The organism is Actinospica acidithermotolerans (assembly GCF_018139625.1).
Lineage (GTDB): Bacteria > Actinomycetota > Actinomycetes > Streptomycetales > Catenulisporaceae > Actinospica > Actinospica acidithermotolerans.
Map to the genome: position 1 here is coordinate 1 of NZ_JAGSOH010000137.1, position 17595 is coordinate 17595.

Annotated in this window: 16 protein-coding genes; 8 read left to right on the plus strand and 8 right to left on the minus strand. The window is 71.5% G+C overall.

Features of this window, described 5'->3' with window-relative positions:
• The 7 genes from KDK95_RS29685 to KDK95_RS29715 all read left to right on the plus strand — a co-directional run.
• A partial coding sequence (locus tag KDK95_RS29685) for a sulfatase-like hydrolase/transferase (protein WP_212521637.1) occupies nucleotides 1–1408 on the plus strand: 1408 nt, incomplete at its 5' end.
• Between the two features lie 175 nt (nucleotides 1409–1583).
• Nucleotides 1584–2879: an extracellular catalytic domain type 1 short-chain-length polyhydroxyalkanoate depolymerase gene (locus tag KDK95_RS29690; RefSeq protein ID WP_249162099.1), complete on the plus strand. Its 1296-nt coding sequence runs from the start codon at nucleotides 1584–1586 to the stop codon at nucleotides 2877–2879.
• A 462-nt stretch (nucleotides 2880–3341) separates the two neighbouring features.
• A complete protein-coding gene (locus KDK95_RS29695) occupies nucleotides 3342–3779 on the plus strand; it encodes a nuclear transport factor 2 family protein (RefSeq protein ID WP_212521639.1) in 438 nt (145 codons plus the stop codon).
• Complete coding sequence (locus KDK95_RS29700; RefSeq protein WP_212521640.1) at nucleotides 3779–5410, plus strand: GMC family oxidoreductase; 1632 nt, start codon at nucleotides 3779–3781, stop codon at nucleotides 5408–5410. Before KDK95_RS29695 ends, KDK95_RS29700 begins: the two co-directional genes overlap by 1 nt.
• Nucleotides 5410–6225 carry an ester cyclase gene (locus KDK95_RS29705; protein WP_212521641.1) on the plus strand — a complete coding sequence of 272 codons (816 nt, stop codon included), beginning with the start codon at nucleotides 5410–5412 and terminating at the stop codon, nucleotides 6223–6225. Before KDK95_RS29700 ends, KDK95_RS29705 begins: the two co-directional genes overlap by 1 nt.
• Nucleotides 6226–6285: 60 nt before the next feature.
• Nucleotides 6286–6657 carry a nuclear transport factor 2 family protein gene (locus KDK95_RS29710; protein ID WP_212521642.1) on the plus strand — a complete coding sequence of 124 codons (372 nt, stop codon included), beginning with the start codon at nucleotides 6286–6288 and terminating at the stop codon, nucleotides 6655–6657.
• A gap of 5 nt (nucleotides 6658–6662) precedes the next feature.
• Nucleotides 6663–7103: a VOC family protein gene (locus tag KDK95_RS29715; RefSeq protein WP_212521643.1), complete on the plus strand. Its 441-nt coding sequence runs from the start codon at nucleotides 6663–6665 to the stop codon at nucleotides 7101–7103.
• 67 nt (nucleotides 7104–7170) lie between these two features.
• Here the strand turns inward: KDK95_RS29715 and KDK95_RS29720 are convergent, their stop codons facing one another.
• The 4 genes from KDK95_RS29720 to KDK95_RS29735 form a co-directional block, all read right to left on the minus strand.
• The gene (locus KDK95_RS29720) at nucleotides 7171–7857 is read right to left on the minus strand and encodes a TetR family transcriptional regulator (RefSeq protein ID WP_212521644.1); all 687 of its coding nucleotides are present in this window, start codon (nucleotides 7855–7857) and stop codon (nucleotides 7171–7173) included.
• Complete coding sequence (locus tag KDK95_RS29725) at nucleotides 7838–8683, minus strand: SDR family NAD(P)-dependent oxidoreductase (RefSeq protein ID WP_212521645.1); 846 nt, start codon at nucleotides 8681–8683, stop codon at nucleotides 7838–7840. Before KDK95_RS29725 ends, KDK95_RS29720 begins: the two co-directional genes overlap by 20 nt.
• A gap of 140 nt (nucleotides 8684–8823) precedes the next feature.
• Nucleotides 8824–10290: an aldehyde dehydrogenase family protein gene (locus KDK95_RS29730; RefSeq protein ID WP_212521646.1), complete on the minus strand. Its 1467-nt coding sequence runs from the start codon at nucleotides 10288–10290 to the stop codon at nucleotides 8824–8826.
• Between the two features lie 215 nt (nucleotides 10291–10505).
• Complete coding sequence (locus KDK95_RS29735) at nucleotides 10506–11735, minus strand: MFS transporter (protein WP_212521647.1); 1230 nt, start codon at nucleotides 11733–11735, stop codon at nucleotides 10506–10508.
• Between the two features lie 102 nt (nucleotides 11736–11837).
• Here KDK95_RS29735 and KDK95_RS29740 point away from each other — a divergent pair, with 102 nt between their 5' ends.
• Nucleotides 11838–12677: a helix-turn-helix transcriptional regulator gene (locus KDK95_RS29740; protein ID WP_212521648.1), complete on the plus strand. Its 840-nt coding sequence runs from the start codon at nucleotides 11838–11840 to the stop codon at nucleotides 12675–12677.
• Between the two features lie 12 nt (nucleotides 12678–12689).
• Here KDK95_RS29740 and KDK95_RS29745 read toward each other — a convergent pair whose 3' ends face one another.
• The 4 genes from KDK95_RS29745 to KDK95_RS29760 form a co-directional block, all read right to left on the minus strand.
• Nucleotides 12690–13007 carry an STAS domain-containing protein gene (locus tag KDK95_RS29745; protein ID WP_212521649.1) on the minus strand — a complete coding sequence of 106 codons (318 nt, stop codon included), beginning with the start codon at nucleotides 13005–13007 and terminating at the stop codon, nucleotides 12690–12692.
• Nucleotides 13008–13090: 83 nt separating this feature from the next.
• Nucleotides 13091–15127: a glycogen debranching protein gene (locus KDK95_RS29750; RefSeq protein WP_212521650.1), complete on the minus strand. Its 2037-nt coding sequence runs from the start codon at nucleotides 15125–15127 to the stop codon at nucleotides 13091–13093.
• The gene (locus tag KDK95_RS29755; RefSeq protein ID WP_212521651.1) at nucleotides 15124–16944 is read right to left on the minus strand and encodes an AGE family epimerase/isomerase; all 1821 of its coding nucleotides are present in this window, start codon (nucleotides 16942–16944) and stop codon (nucleotides 15124–15126) included. The genes KDK95_RS29750 and KDK95_RS29755 overlap by 4 nt, the downstream gene beginning before the upstream one ends.
• The gene (locus KDK95_RS29760) at nucleotides 16934–17539 is read right to left on the minus strand and encodes a DJ-1/PfpI family protein (protein ID WP_372463405.1); all 606 of its coding nucleotides are present in this window, start codon (nucleotides 17537–17539) and stop codon (nucleotides 16934–16936) included. The genes KDK95_RS29755 and KDK95_RS29760 overlap by 11 nt, the downstream gene beginning before the upstream one ends.
• Between the last annotated feature and the right edge of the window lie 56 nt (nucleotides 17540–17595).

A 17595-nucleotide genomic window follows, 5' to 3' on the forward strand; every position in this document is an offset into this window, starting at 1 on the left:
CTTCTGCACCTCCCCCGTCTGCTCCCCGGCCCGCGCCTCGCTCTTCACCGGCCAACTGCCGTCGCAGCACGGCGTGCACGACTGGCTCGCGTACCATCACGCCGGGCGCACCGGGATCGACTTCCTCGAGGGACGGCTGCTGTTCACTGATCTCCTCGCCGACGCCGGATACCGCCTCGGCCTGTCCGGCAAATGGCACCTGGGCGCGAACGACCGGCCTCGCCGCGGATTCGTGCACTGGTACGCCCACGAGAGCGGCGGCGGCCCCTACTTCGGTGCCCCGATGTACCGCGACGGCGAACGCACCGAAGAACCCGGCTACCTCACCGATCTCCTCGCCGACGACGCCATCTCCTTCATCGCCGACGAGTCCGCCAACTCCGACCCGTTCCACCTGTCACTGCACTTCACCGCCCCGCACAAGCCATGGCGCGGCCAACACCCCCGGCGTTACACGGACCTCTACCGCGACTGCCCGTTCGACACCTGCCCCCAGGGCCCGGCCCACCCTTGGCAGCCCCTCGACGAGGACGGCTTCCCCGTCGGCGGCGAGAGCGACACCCGCGAAGCCCTCATCGGCTACTTCGCCGCCACCACCGCGATGGACACCGCCATCGGGCGCGTCCTCGACACGCTCGAACGCAAAGGCCTGACCCGGTCGACGCTTGTCATCTTCAGCAGCGACAACGGATTCAACGCCGGCCACCACGGAATCTGGGGAAAGGGCAACGGAACCTTCCCCCAGAACATGTACGACAGCTCCGTCATGGTGCCGTTCATCGTCGCCCAACCCGGTCGCATCCGCGCCGGCCGCACCGAATCAGCGCTCCTGTCGCAATACGACGTCTTGCCGACCCTGGTCTCCTACCTGGGACTCGACCATACCGCCGACCCGGATTCCGACCTTCCCGGCCGCAGCTTCGCCCACCTCCTGGACGGCTCGCCGGATCCGAACTCCGCATCCGGCGGCGAGCCCGGTCGCGTGCCAAGTCGCGAGCCCGGCCACGAAGTCGAAGAAGACCACGAGCGCGTCGTCGTGTACGACGAATACGGCCCCGTCCGCATGATCCGCACCCGCGCGTGGAAGTACGTCCACCGCTACCCCCACGGCCTGCACGAGCTCTACGACCTCGCCGCGGACCCCGGCGAAGAACGCAACCTCGCCCATCTCGAAACCTACTCCCCCACCCGCGACGACCTCGCGGCCCGACTCGACGCCTGGTTCGCCCGCTACGTCGACCCGACCTTCGACGGCGCCCGCCTCCCCGTCACCGGCGGCGGCCAGCGCACCCCCGTCCGCCCCGGCACGCTCCGGACCGCCTTCTTGGGAACGAACGCGAATCAAGAGCCCGTAGCGCGGGCCCCTCAGCCCGGACGACCGCCGGCGCGGAGCGTACACAGCGCTTGATAGCGGACTGCCACACTTGCGAGAAGGTGGAACCGTAGAGGACCGCCACTATCTGCACGCGGCCCGAGCGCTACCTTGCGCGCAGAAACGGTGCGTTAACGCAGCGCTTCACGGAACTCATCGTATCCGGCCTCTGCCCCGTGCAGACCTGACGAAGGATCCTCACGTGCAACCGATGACGTTTGCGCGTCGCCCGCTCACCCGCGCCTCCACTGTGGTCGCCACGGTGGTCGCCGTGATCGCGGCGCTCGCCCTGGCCCTGGGCGTCCAGCGCAGCGCCCACGCCAACACATCCACCCTCAACCAGGTCACGAACTTCGGCTCCAACCCCGGCAGCCTGGACATGTACAGCTACCTGCCGACCACCGCCCCGTCCTCCGGCGCACCGCTCGTGATCGCGCTGCACGGCTGTACCCAGTCCGCCAGCGACTACTACAGCAACTCGGGCTGGCCGCAGGAGGCCGACACCTACGGCTTCGACGTGATCTTCGCCGAACAGCCGTCGGCGAGCAGCCCCATCGAATACTGCTTCGACTGGGGCGACACCTCCAACGACGCCCGCGGCAACGGCGAGGCCGAGTCGATCTACCAGATGATCCAATACGCCGAGACCAACTGGCACGTCAACACCAGCAAGATCTACATCACCGGCCTGTCCGCCGGCGCGGGCATGACCTCGGACATGCTCGCCGACTACCCCGACGTGTTCGCCGGCGGCTCCATCGACTCCGGCCCCGCAGCCCAGTGCTCAACCTCCGGGATCTACAACACCAACTGCACCTCGGGAACGACGAGCAACACCGTCGCCCAATGGGCCAGCCTGATCAAGAACTCGGACTCGGGATACTCCGGCCCCTACCCGCGGGTGGCGATCTGGCAGGGCAGCTCGGACACCACCGTCAACCCGGCCGAACTGACCTACAACATGGACGGCTGGACCAGTGTCTGGGGCCTGAGCCAGACCCCAACCTCAACGAAGTCGCTCACCGGCGGCACCACCGAGAACGACTACGACACCTCGAACGGCGTCGACGCGGTCAGCACCTTCGAGGTCTCCGGGATGACCCACGGCCTCGCCGTCAACCCCGGATCCGGCGCCACCCAGTGCGGCAGCACGGGCACCTACTACCTCAACTACATCTGCTCCAGCTACTACACCGTGCTCTTCTGGGGCCTGAATAACAACGCCACCACCACCGCCAGCCCCAGCACCTCGGCCACCGCGACAGCCACGGCCTCGGCATCGAGCTCGCCCAGCGCATCGGCGTCACCGAGCTCCACCTACACCCCGACCTGCTACACCGCCAACAACTACGCGCAGACCGTCGCAGGACGCGCCTACATGAGCCTCGGATACGTCTATGCCGACGGCTCCAACCAGAACATGGGCCTGGACAACACCTACGCGACCAACACCCTCGAAGAGACCAGCCCGGGCTACTACGTCATCAACAACGGCACCTGCCCGTAGGCTCGCACGGCCCCGACCCAGGGGCCAGTGCAGATGGCAGAGTCGTGCCGAAAGACACGTGGGCTAGAAAAGTGAAGTGGCTGCGACGCCACCGCGCTCCGCGGCGACTTGTCCAACTTGGGCAAGTCGCCGCGGCCGTGCTGCCCGCGGCCGGGCACGGCGCCCGCACCGTTTAACTCATTACATTGAATTACGCATGGCTACTCTGGCGCATCAAGGCTGATCAGGCTGCTGTCAGATGCGGCCGTAAGCGGGAATTCACGAAATCGCGACAGGGCCGGCCCGGAATACGCGGGGAGCGTGCCCCGGGGACTCGTTGACACCCTCTCGTGGTGCCCCGTACGTTCGCAATGGAGATTCGAACGACATCGCGCTCGCATTCGCTTCCTGATACCTATACCTATTCGCCGCCTGACGGCCTGATTCCGGCTGCACTCATTCCTATCGCAAAGGTTTATTCTGATGACTGATGACTTGAGCGAGGCCTTCGCGGTCGACTGGTTCGACCGGCTGAACCGCCACGACCCGGTCGACCTGATGCTGCCGCGGCTGGCCCGCGACGGCTTGGAGATGGCCTTCCCCGAGCGCACCCTGCGCGGCCACGACGACTTCGCCGAGTGGTACGAGGCGGTCGGGCGGGCCTACACCGACCAGCGGCACACGCTGGAGCGCTTTCGCAGCGAGACCCGCGGCCCGTACGTGGACCTGGACCTGACCGTGCTGTGGACGGCCACGCAGACCGCGGACGGGGCGCGAGACGCGTACCGGATCGACCAGACCTGGCGGCTGATCAAGGGGCCCGGCGAGCAGCTGCGGATCCTGACCTACCGGGTCGGCGCGCTGCGGCCGATCCCCCTGGCGGAGGCGGACGCCGTCGCCCTGGCCGCGGGGAGGGCGTGATGGCCCCGATCGTGGACTCCGCCGTGACCGGGACCTTCGACTACGTCGTGGTGGGCGCGGGTTCGGCCGGCGCGGCCGTCGCGCACCGCCTCAGCGAGCACCCCGGCCGCCGCGTGCTGCTGCTCGAGGCGGGCGGCGAGGACGAGCGGCCGGAGATCCACCGGACGGACTCGGCCTCGGTGCTCGCCCTGCTCGTCTCGGACTGGAGCCCGCAGATCGACTGGGGCTATGCGACGCAGCCCGAGCCCGGGCTGAACTCGCGCAGCATCCCGATCGCGCGCGGCAAGGTGCTCGGCGGCAGCAGCTCGGTCAACGCGCTGATGTGGGTGCGCGGCGCCCGGGCCGACTTCGACGGCTGGGCCGCGCAGGGCAACGACGGTTGGTCCTTCCAGGACGTGCTGCCGTACTTCGTCCGGGCGGAGGCCTACACCGGCCCCGGTGCCGACTCGCCGCTGCGCGGCACTTCGGGCCCGGTCCAGGTACGCGCGCTGGAGCAGCCGAGCCCCGTCGCGCGGGCCTTCGTGGAGGCGGTCGGCGAAGTGCTCGGGCGGCAGGTGCCCGGATTCGACTACAACGGCGCGGACCAGCAGGGATCGGGCTTTTACTACCAGACCATCCGGACCGCGGAAAACCGGCGGGCGAGCACCGCGCAGGCGTATCTGCGCCCGGTGCTGGACCGGCCGAACCTGACCGTGCTCACCCGCGCCGCCGCGACCCGGCTGCTGTTCGACGGCCGTCGCGTCGTCGGGGTCGAGTACACCCGCGACGGCGCGACCCACACGGTCGGGGTCGGGCGCGAGGCGGTGCTGAGCGGCGGCGCCTTCGAGACCCCCAAGCTGCTGATGCATTCCGGCGTCGGCCCGGCGTGGCACCTGCGCGAGCACGGCATCGCGCCGGTGGTCGACCTGCGCGGGGTGGGCGAGAACCTGCAGGACCACGTGTTCGTGCCGCTGTGCTACGAAGCGCTCGCGGAGCACCCGCCCGGGGCGCTGCTGTCCGAGTCGGGGCTGTTCACCCGGACCCCGTTCGCGCACGACCCGGCCGACGGTCCCGACCTGCAGTTCACCTTCGGGCCCATCAAGTTCCTGCCGTCCACCGCGCCGGCCGAACTGTGGGCGGGCCCCGGCTACACCTTCGCCCCGATCGCCCTGCAGCCGCGCAGCCGCGGCAGGCTGCGGCTGGCCTCGGCCGAGCCGTCCGACAACGCCGAGATCCGGATGAACTTCCTCCAGCACCCCGACGACCTCGACGTGCTGCTGCACGGCCTGCGCACGGCCCGGCGGCTGGCGCGCTCCGACGCCTTCGGCGCGCTGCGCGGCGCCGAGCTCGCGCCGGGCCCCGAGGTGCAGAGCGACGAGGCCCTGCGCGAGTTCATCCGGGAGAACGCCAGCACGCTCTGGCATCCGGTCGGCACCTGCCGCATGGGCACGGACCTGGACGCCGTGGTGGACCCGCAACTGCGGGTGCACGGCGTCGAGGCGCTGCGGGTGGCGGACGCCTCGATCATGCCGCGGATCACCTCGGGCAACACGCACGCCCCCAGCGTGATGATCGGCGAGAAGGCCGCCGACCTGATCTCCGCCGCGGCCGACCGGCCTGCGGCGCTCACCGTCTCCCTAGGAGGGTTCTGATGACGACGACGACGGCGGCCGAGCCGGACGCCGCGCTCTACACCGCTTTCCTCGACGCGTTCAACCAGGCGCGCTACGAGGAGGTCCGCGACCTGATCGCGGCCGATTTCAAGGACCACCACCCCGGCTTCGACATCGACGGCGCCGAGGTCTACCTCGCCGCGCTGCGCAACGCGCACGAGACGCTGCAGATCAGCGGCGAGCTCGAGGAGCTGCTGGTGGACGGGGACCGGCTGGTCACCCGGGTCCGGCTGAGCGGCCGGCACGTCGGCGAGGTGTTCGGCATCCCGGCCACCGGACGCCCGGTCTCCTGGGAGACGACGGAGGTCTGGCGGGTGGCGGACGGCCGGCTGGCCGAGCGCTGGGCGGTGGACGACCTGCTGGGACTGAGTCGGCAGATCTCCCCGGAGGCCCAGAACGTGGCCGTGGTGCAGCGGGTCAGCGACGCGGTCAACGCCCGCCGTTACGACGACCTGGACGAGCTGTTCGCGGCCGACTTCAAGGACCGCAACCCGGCCTGGGACGTGGAGAGCCTCGAGCAGCTCAAGGGCATCATCGTGGCCGCGCACCAGGCCCTCGACTTCCACGCCCACCTGGACGGCCTCTACGCGGCCGGACCGGACCGCGTGGTCATGCACATCACCTTCACCGGCCGGCACGTCGCGCCGTTCTTCGGCGTGCAGCCGACCGGCAAGGAGGTGACCTGGACGAGCCTCGAGGTCTACCGGCTGGAGGACTTCAAGGTCGTGGAGCGCTGGGTCCAGGCGGACACCGCGGGCCTGATGGCCCAGATCGGCGTGCCGCTTCCGCAGTAGCCATCAGGCCCGGGCCGGTCCGCCGACCGGCCCGGCGCCCTTTCAGAGAGGACTGAAACCATGAACACCGCAGAGGTCGTCGACCGCTACTACGAGCTCGCCAACCGCGGCGAGTGGGACGCCTGGTGCGATCTGTTCGCGCCGGATCAGACGATGGACGAGCAGCTGGCCGGGCACGTCGAGGGGCGCGAGACGCTGCGCGAGATGATGAAGGGCTTCCCGGCGATGTACGCCGCGTTCGCCAACACCCCGCGCTTCGTCGTGGTGCAGGGCGAGCAGGCCGCGGTGATCTCCCACATCAGTGCCATGACCCACTCGGGCACGGCGGTGGAGGCGGAGGTGTGCAACTACTTCCGCATCGTCGACGAGCGGATCACGTACATGACCAACATCCACGACACGGTCCCGTTCGCGCCGGTCGTGGGGCGGTGAGCGGGATGGCGCAGCTTTCGCCCCGCTGGTCGCACGTGGGCCTCAACTGCCGGGACCAGGCGGTGACCGAGGAGTTCTACACGCGCTGGTTCGGCTTCCGCCGGGCCAGGGTGGTCGACGCCGGCGAGGTGCAGGTGATCTTCCTGCGCGCCGGAGACGTCTACCTGGAGCTGTTCCCCACCTCGGAGCAGGCGCTGTTCGAGACGAAGGCGGACGGCCCGGCCAACCCGGGCACCGCGCGCCACCTGGCGTTCCAGGTGGACGACGTCGACGCGTTCCTGGCGCGGGCCGAGCACAGCCTGCCGGTCTCGCTCGGACCGCTGAGCTTCGACGAGCACATCTGCGGCTGGAAGACGGTGTGGGTGACCGACCCCGACGGCGTCGTCGTCGAAATCAGCCAGGGCTACACCGACCAGCCGGCCGAGGAGCTCGCCCGGCTCGGCTAGGCGCCTTCGAACACGACCTGGCGGTGCCGCGGACGAGATCCGCGGCACCGCCGTTTCGCCGTGCGTGTCAGAGTTCGGGGATCCGCGCGGAGCGGTCCCAGCCGTCCCAGCCGTCCCAGACGTCCGGCGGCAGCACGCAGTCCGTGCTCCGCGGCACGTAGCGCAAGCGGGCCGCAGCGCCGGGCTCGACGATCGCCGGCATGAAGATCCGCCACATCGTGGAGAGCCGGCGGGTGAGGTCCCGGTGGCCGCCGCAGCCTCCCGCGGCCACCATGTAGACGCCGATGAACGCCTCGAACCAGCTCTCCGCGACCTCCCCGGGGTCGAGCCCGGGGCGCAGCGCGCCCTCGCGCCCGGCCTGGTCGAGGAAGCCGCGCACGATGCCGGTCCAGGGCGAGCGGTCCGCCGCGCCGGCCGGTGCGCCCAGCACCCGCATCCGCAGGCCGGCCCAGGTCACCGGATCCTGCAGCAGCCGGCAGGCGGCCTCCAGGGAGAAGTCGATCAGGTTCTGCGCGCCCCCGGCCGGGCGCTCGCGGGTGCGCCTGGCCAGCTCCGGCCAGACCGAGCGCTCCATGCCGAGGATCGTCGCGGCCAGGTGCGCCTTGCTGGCGAAGTGGAAGCGGAACGCGCCCTTGGTCACCCCGGCGTCGTGCAGGATCGCGCTCAGGCTGCTGCGTTCGAAGCCCTGCTCGGCGAACGCCCGGGAGCCGGCCGCGATCAGCGCGCCGCGGGTTCTACGCGCCCTGTCCTGCACGCTCGTCCTCGCCCTCCAAGGCCACGCCGGTCAGCCGCTCGCTCAGCTCGCGCAGCCGGGCGCGCGCGGCCGGGTCGAGGGCCTGGGCCAGCGGCTCGGCGACGGCGTCCCGGTTCAGGTAGAGCCCCGTCTCCCCCGGCGGCAGCGGGTCCTGCACGAGGCGCCGCACGTTCTCGACGCCCTCGGCCAGCGGGCTGCGCGGCGTGTACAGGTGCGTGACGATCTTCGTCGGCATGTACGAGGCCGGATGCAGGCTGTTGACCGAGACGCCGGCCGGGCGCAGCGCCTCGGCCAGGTCGATGGTCAGCATGATCTGCGCGAGTTTCGCCTGGCAGTAGGCCTGGACGCCGTCCCAGCCGCGGCGCAGCATCACGTCGTCGAAGTCGATCGGCGCCTGTCCGGCCGAGGTGACGTTGACGATGCGGGCCGGGGCGCTCGCGGCGAGCAGCGGGGCGAGCCGGCAGCTGAGCAGGTAGGCGGCCAGGTAGTCGACCTGGAACGTCAGTTCGTGGCCGTCGCGGCTCTCCTGCCGTTCCAGCTCGACGCCGATGCCCGCGTTGTTGACCAGCACGCTGATCCGCTCGTAGCCGAGCAGTCGGTCGGCGAGCGCCGAGATCTCGGTGAGCGAGGCGAAGTCGGCGAGCTCGTAGGCCACCCGGCCGGCGCCGGCGGCCCGCAGTTCGGCCACCAGCTCGCGGCCCTTCTCGGCGCTGCGGCCGTGCACGATCAGGTCGGTGCCGTCCGCGGCGAGGCGCATGGCGAGGCCGCGGCCGACGCCGTCGGTGGCGCCGGTCACCACGACCGCGCCGGGGTTGTCCACGTGCATCAGAATCCTTCCGGAGGGTGCAGCGGGCTGCACGGGGTGGAGAGAGCGAGAAAGGCCCGTTCCGGGGCTGCGGAGCTCCGCACGGCTCCGCGGCCCCGGAACGGGCTGCCCGTCCGCGGCGCGCGCGGGACGGGCTGCGATCACTCGGCGTTGAGGACCACCGTCTTGGTCTGCAGGTACTCCTCGAGGCCCTCGGGCCCGAGCTCGCGGCCGTAGCCGGAGTCCTTGTAGCCGCCGATCGCCGTGGTGTTCTCGAACATCGCCCAGGTGTTGATCCAGACGATGCCGGCCTGGAGCCGGGCCGCCACCCGGTGGGCCCGGCGCACGTCCGCGGTGTGCAGGCCGGCGGCCAGTCCGTAGGCGGTGGAGTTCGCGATGGCCACCGCCTCCTCGTCGGTGTCGAACGGGGTGACCGTGACCACCGGCCCGAACACCTCCTCGCGGGCGATCCGCATCTGCGGGGCCACCTCGGTGAACAGGGTCGGGGCGTGGAAGTAGCCGCGGTCCAGGCCGGGGACCGGGCCGCCGCCGTGCCGCAGCACCGCGCCCTCGGCCTTGGCGATCGCCACGTACTGCTCGACCTTCTCCAGCTGCGCCCTGTTCGCCAGCGGGCCGAGCACGGTGCCCGGATCGCCGGGGTCGCCGACCGGGATGTGCGCCAGGATGCCGGCGAGCCGGTCGACGGTCTCCTGGTAGACCGGGCGCTGCACCAGCAGCCGGGAGCCCGACATGCAGAACTGGCCGGTGTTGAAGAAGCCCGCCTGGAACGCGATCTGCGCCGCCGCGTCCAGGTCGGCGTCGGCGAAGACGATGTTCGCGCCCTTGCCGCCGAGCTCGGCGGTGACCCGCTTGAGCGTGCCCGCCGCGGTCGCCGCCAGCCGCTTGCCGGTCGCGGAGGAGCCGGTGAAGGCCAGCTTGCGCACGTCCGGGTGCTCGGCGAGGCGAGCGCCGACGTTCGGCCCGTCGCCGGTCACCACGTTGTAGACGCCGGCGGGCAGCCCGGCCTCGGCGAGCACCCGGGCCAGCAGCAGCGCGCTGAGCGGGGTTTCGTCGGCCGGCTTGTGCACCACGGTGTTGCCCGCGGCCAGGGCCGGCGCGAGCTTGTTGACGATCAGGTTGAGCGGGAAGTTGAACGGGGTGATGGCGCCGACCACGCCGAGCGGCTCGCGACGGGTGTAGATCAGCGACTGCCGTCCGGCCTGCCGGGCCGCGCCCTCGATCGTCTCGACCAGGCCGCCGTAGTAGCGGAAGATCTCGGCGGCGGCGGGCACGTCGAAGCCGCGGGTGAAGGCGATCGGCTTGCCCACGTTGCGGGATTCGACCACGGCGAGCTCCTCGGCGTGCTCGTCGATCGCGTCGGCGATGCGCAGCAGCAGCCTGGCACGTTCCTTGAGCGTCAGTTCAGGCCAGGGGCCGGACTCGAAGGCGGCGTGCGCGGCGGCGACGGCCTGGTCGAGATCCTGCGCGGATCCCCACGCCACCTCGGCGAGCGGCTCCTCGGTGGCCGGGTCGAGGATCACCCGCGTCCGGCCGAGGGCGGCCGGGCGGGCGGATCCGCCGATGAACAGTTCGGTGTCGACGACGGGCGCGTCGATCTGCACGGTCATGAGAGTTCTCTCCTCGAAGCTGGAGGGCTGGCGGAGGCCGCCGGGAATTCCGGCCCGGGCCGGTGGAATCCGGGCGCGGGCACATCACCGGAGGGAATCGGGAATACGGCGGAATACCGCTCGCGCAACGAATAAGACGTCTGCGTCTCTGAGTTCCAGGATATCCCGGCGCCGAGGACGAGATCGCGCCCGCTGAGAATGCGGGCGCATATTCGTTAAGTCGGATTCCCGGCCGTTCGCGGGCGTCCGATCGCCAGGTTCAGCACCCCGGCGGCCACTGCCACGCCCGCGCCGATCAGGCACAGACCGCGCACGCCGGTGCCGCCGTCCAGCAGCAGTCCGCCGAGCCCGGCGCCGAGCGCCTGGCCCAGGTAGATGCCCGAGGAGTTGAACGAGATCACCACGGTGGGCAGGCTGGGCACCAGGGTGATCAGCCGGTGGTTGTTGGGCGTGGACACGGCCCAGCCGGCGGCTCCGTTGAGCAGCATCACCGCACCGGCGGCCACCGTGTCGTCGGCGACAGTCAGCAGCAGCAGCGTGGCCACGAGCAGGCCCACGGCCAGGAAGAGGGTGCGCTCGGCGCCCCAGCGGTCGGCCAGCCAGCCGCTGCCGAAGGCGCCCGCCATGCCGCCCACGCCCCAGAGCAGCAGCATCACGGCGAGGGCGGTGCCGGTGGCGTGCGCGGTGGTGCCGAGCACGTTCGCGATGTAGGTGTAGACCATGATGCTCGCGCCGCTGGTCAGCATCATGTACAGGACGATCGCGACCACCCGGGGGTTGCCCAGCACGCGGAAGCGCTGACCGAGCGGCACCGCGGGCGGGATCGGCAGTGCGGGGAGGGTGACCAGCAGGCCGAGCAGGGCCGCCGCGCCGACCGCGGCGACGAAGACCAGCGCGGCGCTCCACGAGACGTGCTGGCCGATCGCGGTGCCCACCGGGACGCCGAAGACGGTGCCGACGGTCAGTCCGCCGAGGATCACCGCGAGGGCCTGGCCGCGGCGGGCCGGCCCGGCCAGCGCGGCGGCGGCCGCGGAGGCGTTCGGGGTGTAGAGGGCCGCGCCGAGGCCGGCCACGACGCGCGCGGCCAGCAGCAGCCCGAGCGATGGTGCCGCGGCGGAGGCCAGGTTCGCCAGGACGAAGAGGGTCAGCGCCGCGGCCATCAGCGGTTTGCGCGGAAGCCGTCCGGTGAAGGCGGCCAGGAACGGCGCGGCCAGGCCGTAGGTGAGCGCGAAGGTGGTGATGACCTGGCCGGCGGCGCCGACGGAGGTGTGCAGGCCGTGGGCGATCTGGGGCAGGATGCCGGCCAGCACGAAGGAGTCGGTGCCCATGGCGAACGAGCCGAGGGCGAGCACGGCGACGGGGCCGGCCCACCCGCGCTCGGCGGGCGGGGCTGTGGTGCCGGAGGGCGTCGCGGCCGATTGGCCGGTCGCGGAATTCGCAGTCATGATCCCAGCGTGGCGGATCGCGCGACCCTGGTACAGAGGGGAGCTTATGCTGGTATAACCGCTACCACGACCGCCCGGAGAGGATGCGCTTCGATGGAGGGTATGACGCAGAGGTCGCTGCTGGCCAGCTTTCTCAGGACCCGGAGAGAGGCGATTTCGCCGCAGGACGCGGGCTTCGCGGAGAACTCGCGGCGGCGCACCCCCGGGTTGCGCCGCGAGGAGGTGGCGCAGCTGTCCGGGGTGAGCGTGACCTGGTACACCTGGCTGGAGCAGGGCCGTGACATCTCGGCCAGCCGGCAGGTGCTGGAGAGCCTGGCGCGGACGCTGCGGCTGACCCCGGCGGAGCGGCGCCACCTGTTCACGCTGGCCGGCGCGGCGCTGCCGGAGGAGCCGCCGCAGCGGGTCGAGGTGAGCGCGACGCTGCGCGCGCTGCTGGAGACTCTGGAGCCGAATCCGGCGCACGTGATCAACTCCTGCTGGGACCTGCTCGCCTACAACCGGCCGTACGAGGCGCTGGTCGGCGGCCTCGACGACCTGCCGGAGGAGGCGCGCAACAGCGTCTGGCTGCTGTTCACCCGCGCCTCCATGCGCACCCTGCTGGTCGACTGGCACCGCGAGGCGCGCGAGATCCTCGGCCAGTTCCGCGCCTCCACGGGCCGGCACCCGAACGATGCGCGGACGGTCGCGCTGATCAATGCCCTGCAGGAGGCGAGCCCGACGTTCACCGCGATGTGGTCGGAGCATCCGATCCAGGCCTTCAGCCCGGCGACGAAGCGCTTCAGCCATCCGCGGGCGGGGCGGGTGGACCTGAGCTACACGAAGCTGTCCGTCACCGAGGACCCGACCCAGCACCTGGTGGTGTTCCTGCCGGCCACCCCGCAGGACGCCGAGGCGATGGAACGCCTGACCGCCGCGCACGGACACGAGCGCGCGGCGGCCTGAGCGGCGGAACTCCTACGCGGCGACCGGCACGAGGGTGACGGAGCGGTCGAGGCCGCCGAGGCGCAGCAGCCGGACCACGTTCTCGCCGACGCCGTCGACGATCACCTCGGTGCCGGGGGCGAGCTGCTGCTGCGCCATGGCGAGGCAGCGCACGCCCGAGACGGTCAGCGACTCGAGGCCGCCGAGGTAGAGCACGAGCCGGCGCAGCGGGCGCGCGGTGGCCTGGTCCACCAGGGACCGCAGCCGGGCGGCGTCGCCCTCGGCCATCTCGCCGGCCAGGTGCAGGTTCGCGGTGGTCCCGGCGAAGCCGAGACGTGCGTCGAAAGCCATGATGTGACTCCGTGTTCGAATAAGCTGATCCGGATGGAACGGGTGGAAGTGGTCGAATACGGGCGGCCGGTCGCGGCCGGCCGTCAGGGGTGCGCGGCCAGCGCGACGGCGGCGTGGGCGGCCAGGTGCAGCCGCTCGCCCTCGAGCGCGCGGCCCTCGCCCGGCGCGCGGCTGTCCGCGCCGGGTTCGGCGCCGGTGTCGAGATGGAGATGCCAGCGGGTGCCGAGCGGCGGGTCCGGCAGGCGCAGCGTTCTCGGGTCGCCGGTGTTGACCGCGACGAAGACCGTGTCCGCCGGGTCCGGCTGGTGCAGCAGCACCGCGAGCAGGCTCGCGTCCACCGCCCAGTCGGGCTTGTCCGGTTCCTCGCCGTGCCAGGACACGTCGGGTGCGCCGTAGGGGTGGTCGGGCCGGCGCAGCACGGGGTGGGCGGCGCGGAAGGCCAGGCAGTGCGCGGTGAAGCGCAGCAGGTCCGCCTCCGTCCGGGTGCGGCTCCAGTCGTACCAGCTCAGCTCGTCCTGGCAGTAGGCGTTGTTGTTGCCGTGCTGGGTGCGCGCGGTCTCGTCGCCCGCGGCGAGCATCGGGATTCCGCGGCTGACCGCGAGCAGCAGCAGGGCATTGCGATGCTTGCGGGCGCGGCGGCGGAGCACCCCGGGGTCGGTGCTCGGCCCCTCCTCGCCGCCGTTCTCGCTCTCCTCGTCCGGGATGCCGTCCCCGCCGCCCTCGCCGTTGGCCGCGTTGTGCCTGCGGCTGTACGCGGTCCAGTCGGCGAGCGTCAGTCCGTCGTGGCAGGCGATGTAGTTCACCGACGCGAGCGGGCCGCGCTCGGGGTAGAGGTCCGGCGAGCCGACGAGCCGCGCGGCGAACCGGCCGACCGAGCCGGGCCGGGCGAGCAGCAGCCGCCGCGCGTCGTCCCGGTAGCGCCCGTTCCATTCGCGCCAGCGCGGGTCGGCCGAGAAGGAGCCGACCTGGTCGGTGCCGGTGGCGTCGGTGGCCTCGGCGATCAGCAGGCTGTCGGCGAGCACCGGGTCGCGGGCGATCGCCGCCGGCAGCCAGGGCTGTGCCAGCAGCGTTCCCGAGCCGTCGCGGTTGAGGATGCTCGCCATGTCGAAGCGGAATCCGTCCACGCCGTACCTGGTCACCCAGTGGCGCAGGCAGTCGAGCACGAACGCCGCGGTCACGGGGTGGTTGGCGTTGACGGTGTTCCCGGTCGCGGTGAGATTGCGCGGCGCGCCGTGCCGGTCGAGCAGGTAATACCCTGATTCGTCCAGGGCGCGGAAGGAGTGGGTGGGGCCCCGGTGGTCGCCCTCGGCGGTGTGGTTGAACACCACGTCGAGGAGCACGGCGATCCCGGCCCGGTGCAGCGTGTCGACCAGGTCGCGGAATTCGGCGTCGGCGCGCTCCGGCGTCGGCTCGCTCGCGTAGGCGGCCTTGGGGGCGAAGAACCCGACCGTGTTGTAACCCCAGTAGTTCGGCAGCGGGGCGCCGGTCCCGGGTGCCGTGTACGTGTTATCGGTCTCGTCGAACTCCGCGATCGGCAGCAGCTGCACGCAGTTCACGCCCAGCCGGCGCAGGTACGGAATCCGATCGGCGAGGGCCGCGTACGTGCCCGGCGCCGCGGCGCCGGAACTCTGATGCCGGGTGAAGCCGCGCACGTGGGTCTCGTAGATCACCAGGTCCGCCGGATCGATCCGGGGACCGGGGGCCACCGGATCGAGCCGGTCCGGCAGGATCCGGCAGACGTACCGGGGCCGGCTTCCCCAGGGCCCCGATCCGGCCAGGCCGCGGGCGCGCGGATCGAGCAGCACCCCGGACACCGGGCGGCCGTCAGGCGCGCCGGGCCTGCCGGGCAGCACCCGGAAGCCGTAGCCGATCCGCTCGGACGCGACGCCCGAGACGGTCATCGCGTACACCGAACCGGTGCGGTGCTCCGGCCGGAAGGGCAGTTCGGCCAGGACTCGGCCGTCCCGCGGGTCGAGCAGCACCAGCCAGACGCGCGCGGCGACCGCGTGCACGGCCGCGGTGAAGCCGCCGGGGACCGGCCGGGCGCCGAGCACGAGCGGATCGCCCGGCCCGACGCCCACGCTCGTCCCGGTGAACAGCGGCGGCGCATCGACGCTCACCGGGCTCCGCCGATCGGTCTGAGCCGGACCTTCACCTTCATCCGCTCGGCGCTGTCCGGCAGCCGCACGCTCAGCTCTCGGGCGTCGAAGTCGTGATGCGGGGCGCCGTCGATCCACACCGCCTCCAGCTCGACCCGGTCCGGCGGCAGCAGGTCCGGCGCCACGCGCAGCACGCGGCCGCGGTCCTCGGCGTCGCCGCGCGGACGGAACCAGAGGTCCAGCGGGTCGCCGTGAACCAGAAGCCTGAGATACACCTCGGCGAGGAAGCACAGCTCGGCCTTGTGGTACATGCTCATGGCGTGGCTGCCCTTGAGCCGCTCGTCGCCGACGTGGTACGGCAGGCCGTCGGCGGTGACGGTGAAGTGCACCGCGCCCTCGTCGTGGTCCAGGAAGAACGCGTTATAGAACGCCATGGACTCGTCCGCGTGCCGCAGTGCCGTCTCGCCGCCGACGGTGCCGGCGAGGATCAGATAGGCCAGGATCGCCTGCTCCTGCTGCCACCAGGTCTTGCGGTCGTGCCAGGGGAAATCGTGCCGGCCGTCCCTGGCCACCCGCTGCACCATGTCGTACCAGCCGCCGCGCTGCGGATCACGGCCCACCCCGGGCATCACGGCCCCGATGCGCTCGGCGTGCGCCCGGTACTCCACCTTGGGCAGCGCCGCGTGCATGCGCATCAGATTCCAGACGATCTTCAGGTTGTGCCCGACCACCGCCCGGTCCTGCTGCCAGCCCCAGGTCCGGTCCGGGGTCCAGTCGCCGTGGAAGCGTTCGAACACGAACGGGCTGGCCTGCTCGGTGCGGTCGGGCAGATGGGTGGCGATCATGTCGAAGGTGTGCTCGAGCATCCGGCGGTAGCGCTCGTCGCCGGTGGCCAGGTAGAGGTTGATCAGATACGCCGGCGCGTGGTCGCCGACCGAGTTCCAGTTCTTGCGGGAGCGGTTGGGGCCGAGCGCGTCGTCGTGCGGGCTCATGCTCACCGGGTCGATGTGCGAGTAGTAGCCGCCGAGCCGCTCGTCCGCGAAGAAGCGCTCGAACAGCCGGACCGTGCCCTCGATGTCGCGCAGCAGCGCCGGATCCCGGCTCAGCCGGTAGGTCTGCACGAGGCCGACGAGCGCGTAGATCTGCTCGTAGGCCGGGATCGCCCGGTAGTCGTCGCCGAATTCCGAGGCGAACAGGCGCCGCTCGCGCGGCCCCTCGACGTCCACGCCGTGGTACCAGTACACGACGCCGTCGGCCAGGTCCTCGAAGCGCAGGTGGTCTTGCAGATAGCGCGATCCGGCCTCGGCCACGTCGAGGAAGTCGTCCTCGCCGGTGAGCATGAAGGCGCTGGCCATGCCGTATACGAACCGGGAGATGGTGTCGGTCTCCTGGACGTGCCGGCCGGTCTTCCCGCCGCTGCTGTGGATCTCGGTACGGTAGTCGGCGAAGTCGGGAGCCCGCTCGCCGAACTGCGAGTGCCGGTAGAAGCGGGCCAGCCGACGCAGCTGCTCCGTCCACCAGCCCGGTTCGTGAAACGGCGGCAACCGATCCGGCTCGGACACGAACAGCAGCGCGGTGGCCTGGTGACGCGACTCAGGCTCCTCGGGGTAGACGGGACCGTAGCTGAACACGTAGGCGCCGGGAACGAGGAGTTCGTCGATGCGGCCGGTGGCGTCGCGGTAGCCGTCACCGAGGTTGCGCAAGCGCTGGGCGTAGGTCACATCGGTCAGATGGATCGTGATGGGGCGGCCGCCGGGCGTGCGCACTACGGCCCGCGAGCCGTCGCGGCGCTCGACCCGGCCGGCGACCAGGTCCGAGCGGGTCGGTTCACCGGCCATGATCGGCCTCGATCGCCGCGATGACCGCACGGGCCAGCAGGTGGCACTGCTCCACCGTGCGCGAGGTGACCAGGTCGCGGTCCACGACCACGTCCTGGTTGGTGTACAGCGCGCCCATGTTGCGCGCGTCGCCGATCAGGTTGTTGTGGCAGGTGACGGTGCGGCCGCGGACCAGGTCCGGAGAGGGCGAGGCGAGCAGCAGGGCGTGGCAGGAGAAGGCCTTGACCAGGTGCGGCATCCGGAACGCGCGGCCCAGCAGGTTGACCGCGGGCGAGAGCGCGTCCACGTCCTCGCTGTAGCGCAGCCGGTCGGCGATCGACCCGGACGGGACGATCAGCGCGGCGAATCCGGACAGCTCGCCGTAGTCGAGCGTGTCCACGTCGACGGTCGCGGTGACCGGTGCGGCGCCGGCCACCCCGGTGAAGTCCATCGTCTCGCGGCCCCAGAGCCGGGAGAGCAGCACGACCTCGGCGCCCTCCTCGGCGAAGCGGCGCCGGTAGTAGGAGATCTCCTCATCGACGAACTCGTTCTCCAGCAGCAGGCCGATGCGCTTTCCGGCGAGCCGCGCGGGCAGTGTGTCAGGGGCGAGGGTCATCGCCGTGTCCTCATTCAGCTCGGTCCCGCGTCTGCGGGCGGGGGTGGGCTCAGGGG

Bases quoted from the DNA above. Each gene is read 5' to 3' on its own strand.
- KDK95_RS29760 (WP_372463405.1), bottom strand. From the start codon at position 17,539: ATGACCCTCGCCCCTGACACACTGCCCGCGCGGCTCGCCGGAAAGCGC.
- KDK95_RS29715 (WP_212521643.1), top strand. From the start codon at position 6,663: ATGGCGCAGCTTTCGCCCCGCTGGTCGCACGTGGGCCTCAACTGCCGG.
- KDK95_RS29745 (WP_212521649.1), bottom strand. From the start codon at position 13,007: ATGGCTTTCGACGCACGTCTCGGCTTCGCCGGGACCACCGCGAACCTG.
- KDK95_RS29695 (WP_212521639.1), top strand. From the start codon at position 3,342: ATGACTGATGACTTGAGCGAGGCCTTCGCGGTCGACTGGTTCGACCGG.
- KDK95_RS29710 (WP_212521642.1), top strand. From the start codon at position 6,286: ATGAACACCGCAGAGGTCGTCGACCGCTACTACGAGCTCGCCAACCGC.
- KDK95_RS29700 (WP_212521640.1), top strand. From the start codon at position 3,779: ATGGCCCCGATCGTGGACTCCGCCGTGACCGGGACCTTCGACTACGTC.
- KDK95_RS29705 (WP_212521641.1), top strand. From the start codon at position 5,410: ATGACGACGACGACGGCGGCCGAGCCGGACGCCGCGCTCTACACCGCT.
- KDK95_RS29690 (WP_249162099.1), top strand. From the start codon at position 1,584: ATGACGTTTGCGCGTCGCCCGCTCACCCGCGCCTCCACTGTGGTCGCC.
- KDK95_RS29735 (WP_212521647.1), bottom strand. From the start codon at position 11,735: ATGACTGCGAATTCCGCGACCGGCCAATCGGCCGCGACGCCCTCCGGC.
- KDK95_RS29740 (WP_212521648.1), top strand. From the start codon at position 11,838: ATGACGCAGAGGTCGCTGCTGGCCAGCTTTCTCAGGACCCGGAGAGAG.
- KDK95_RS29755 (WP_212521651.1), bottom strand. From the start codon at position 16,944: ATGGCCGGTGAACCGACCCGCTCGGACCTGGTCGCCGGCCGGGTCGAG.
- KDK95_RS29725 (WP_212521645.1), bottom strand. From the start codon at position 8,683: ATGCACGTGGACAACCCCGGCGCGGTCGTGGTGACCGGCGCCACCGAC.
- KDK95_RS29730 (WP_212521646.1), bottom strand. From the start codon at position 10,290: ATGACCGTGCAGATCGACGCGCCCGTCGTCGACACCGAACTGTTCATC.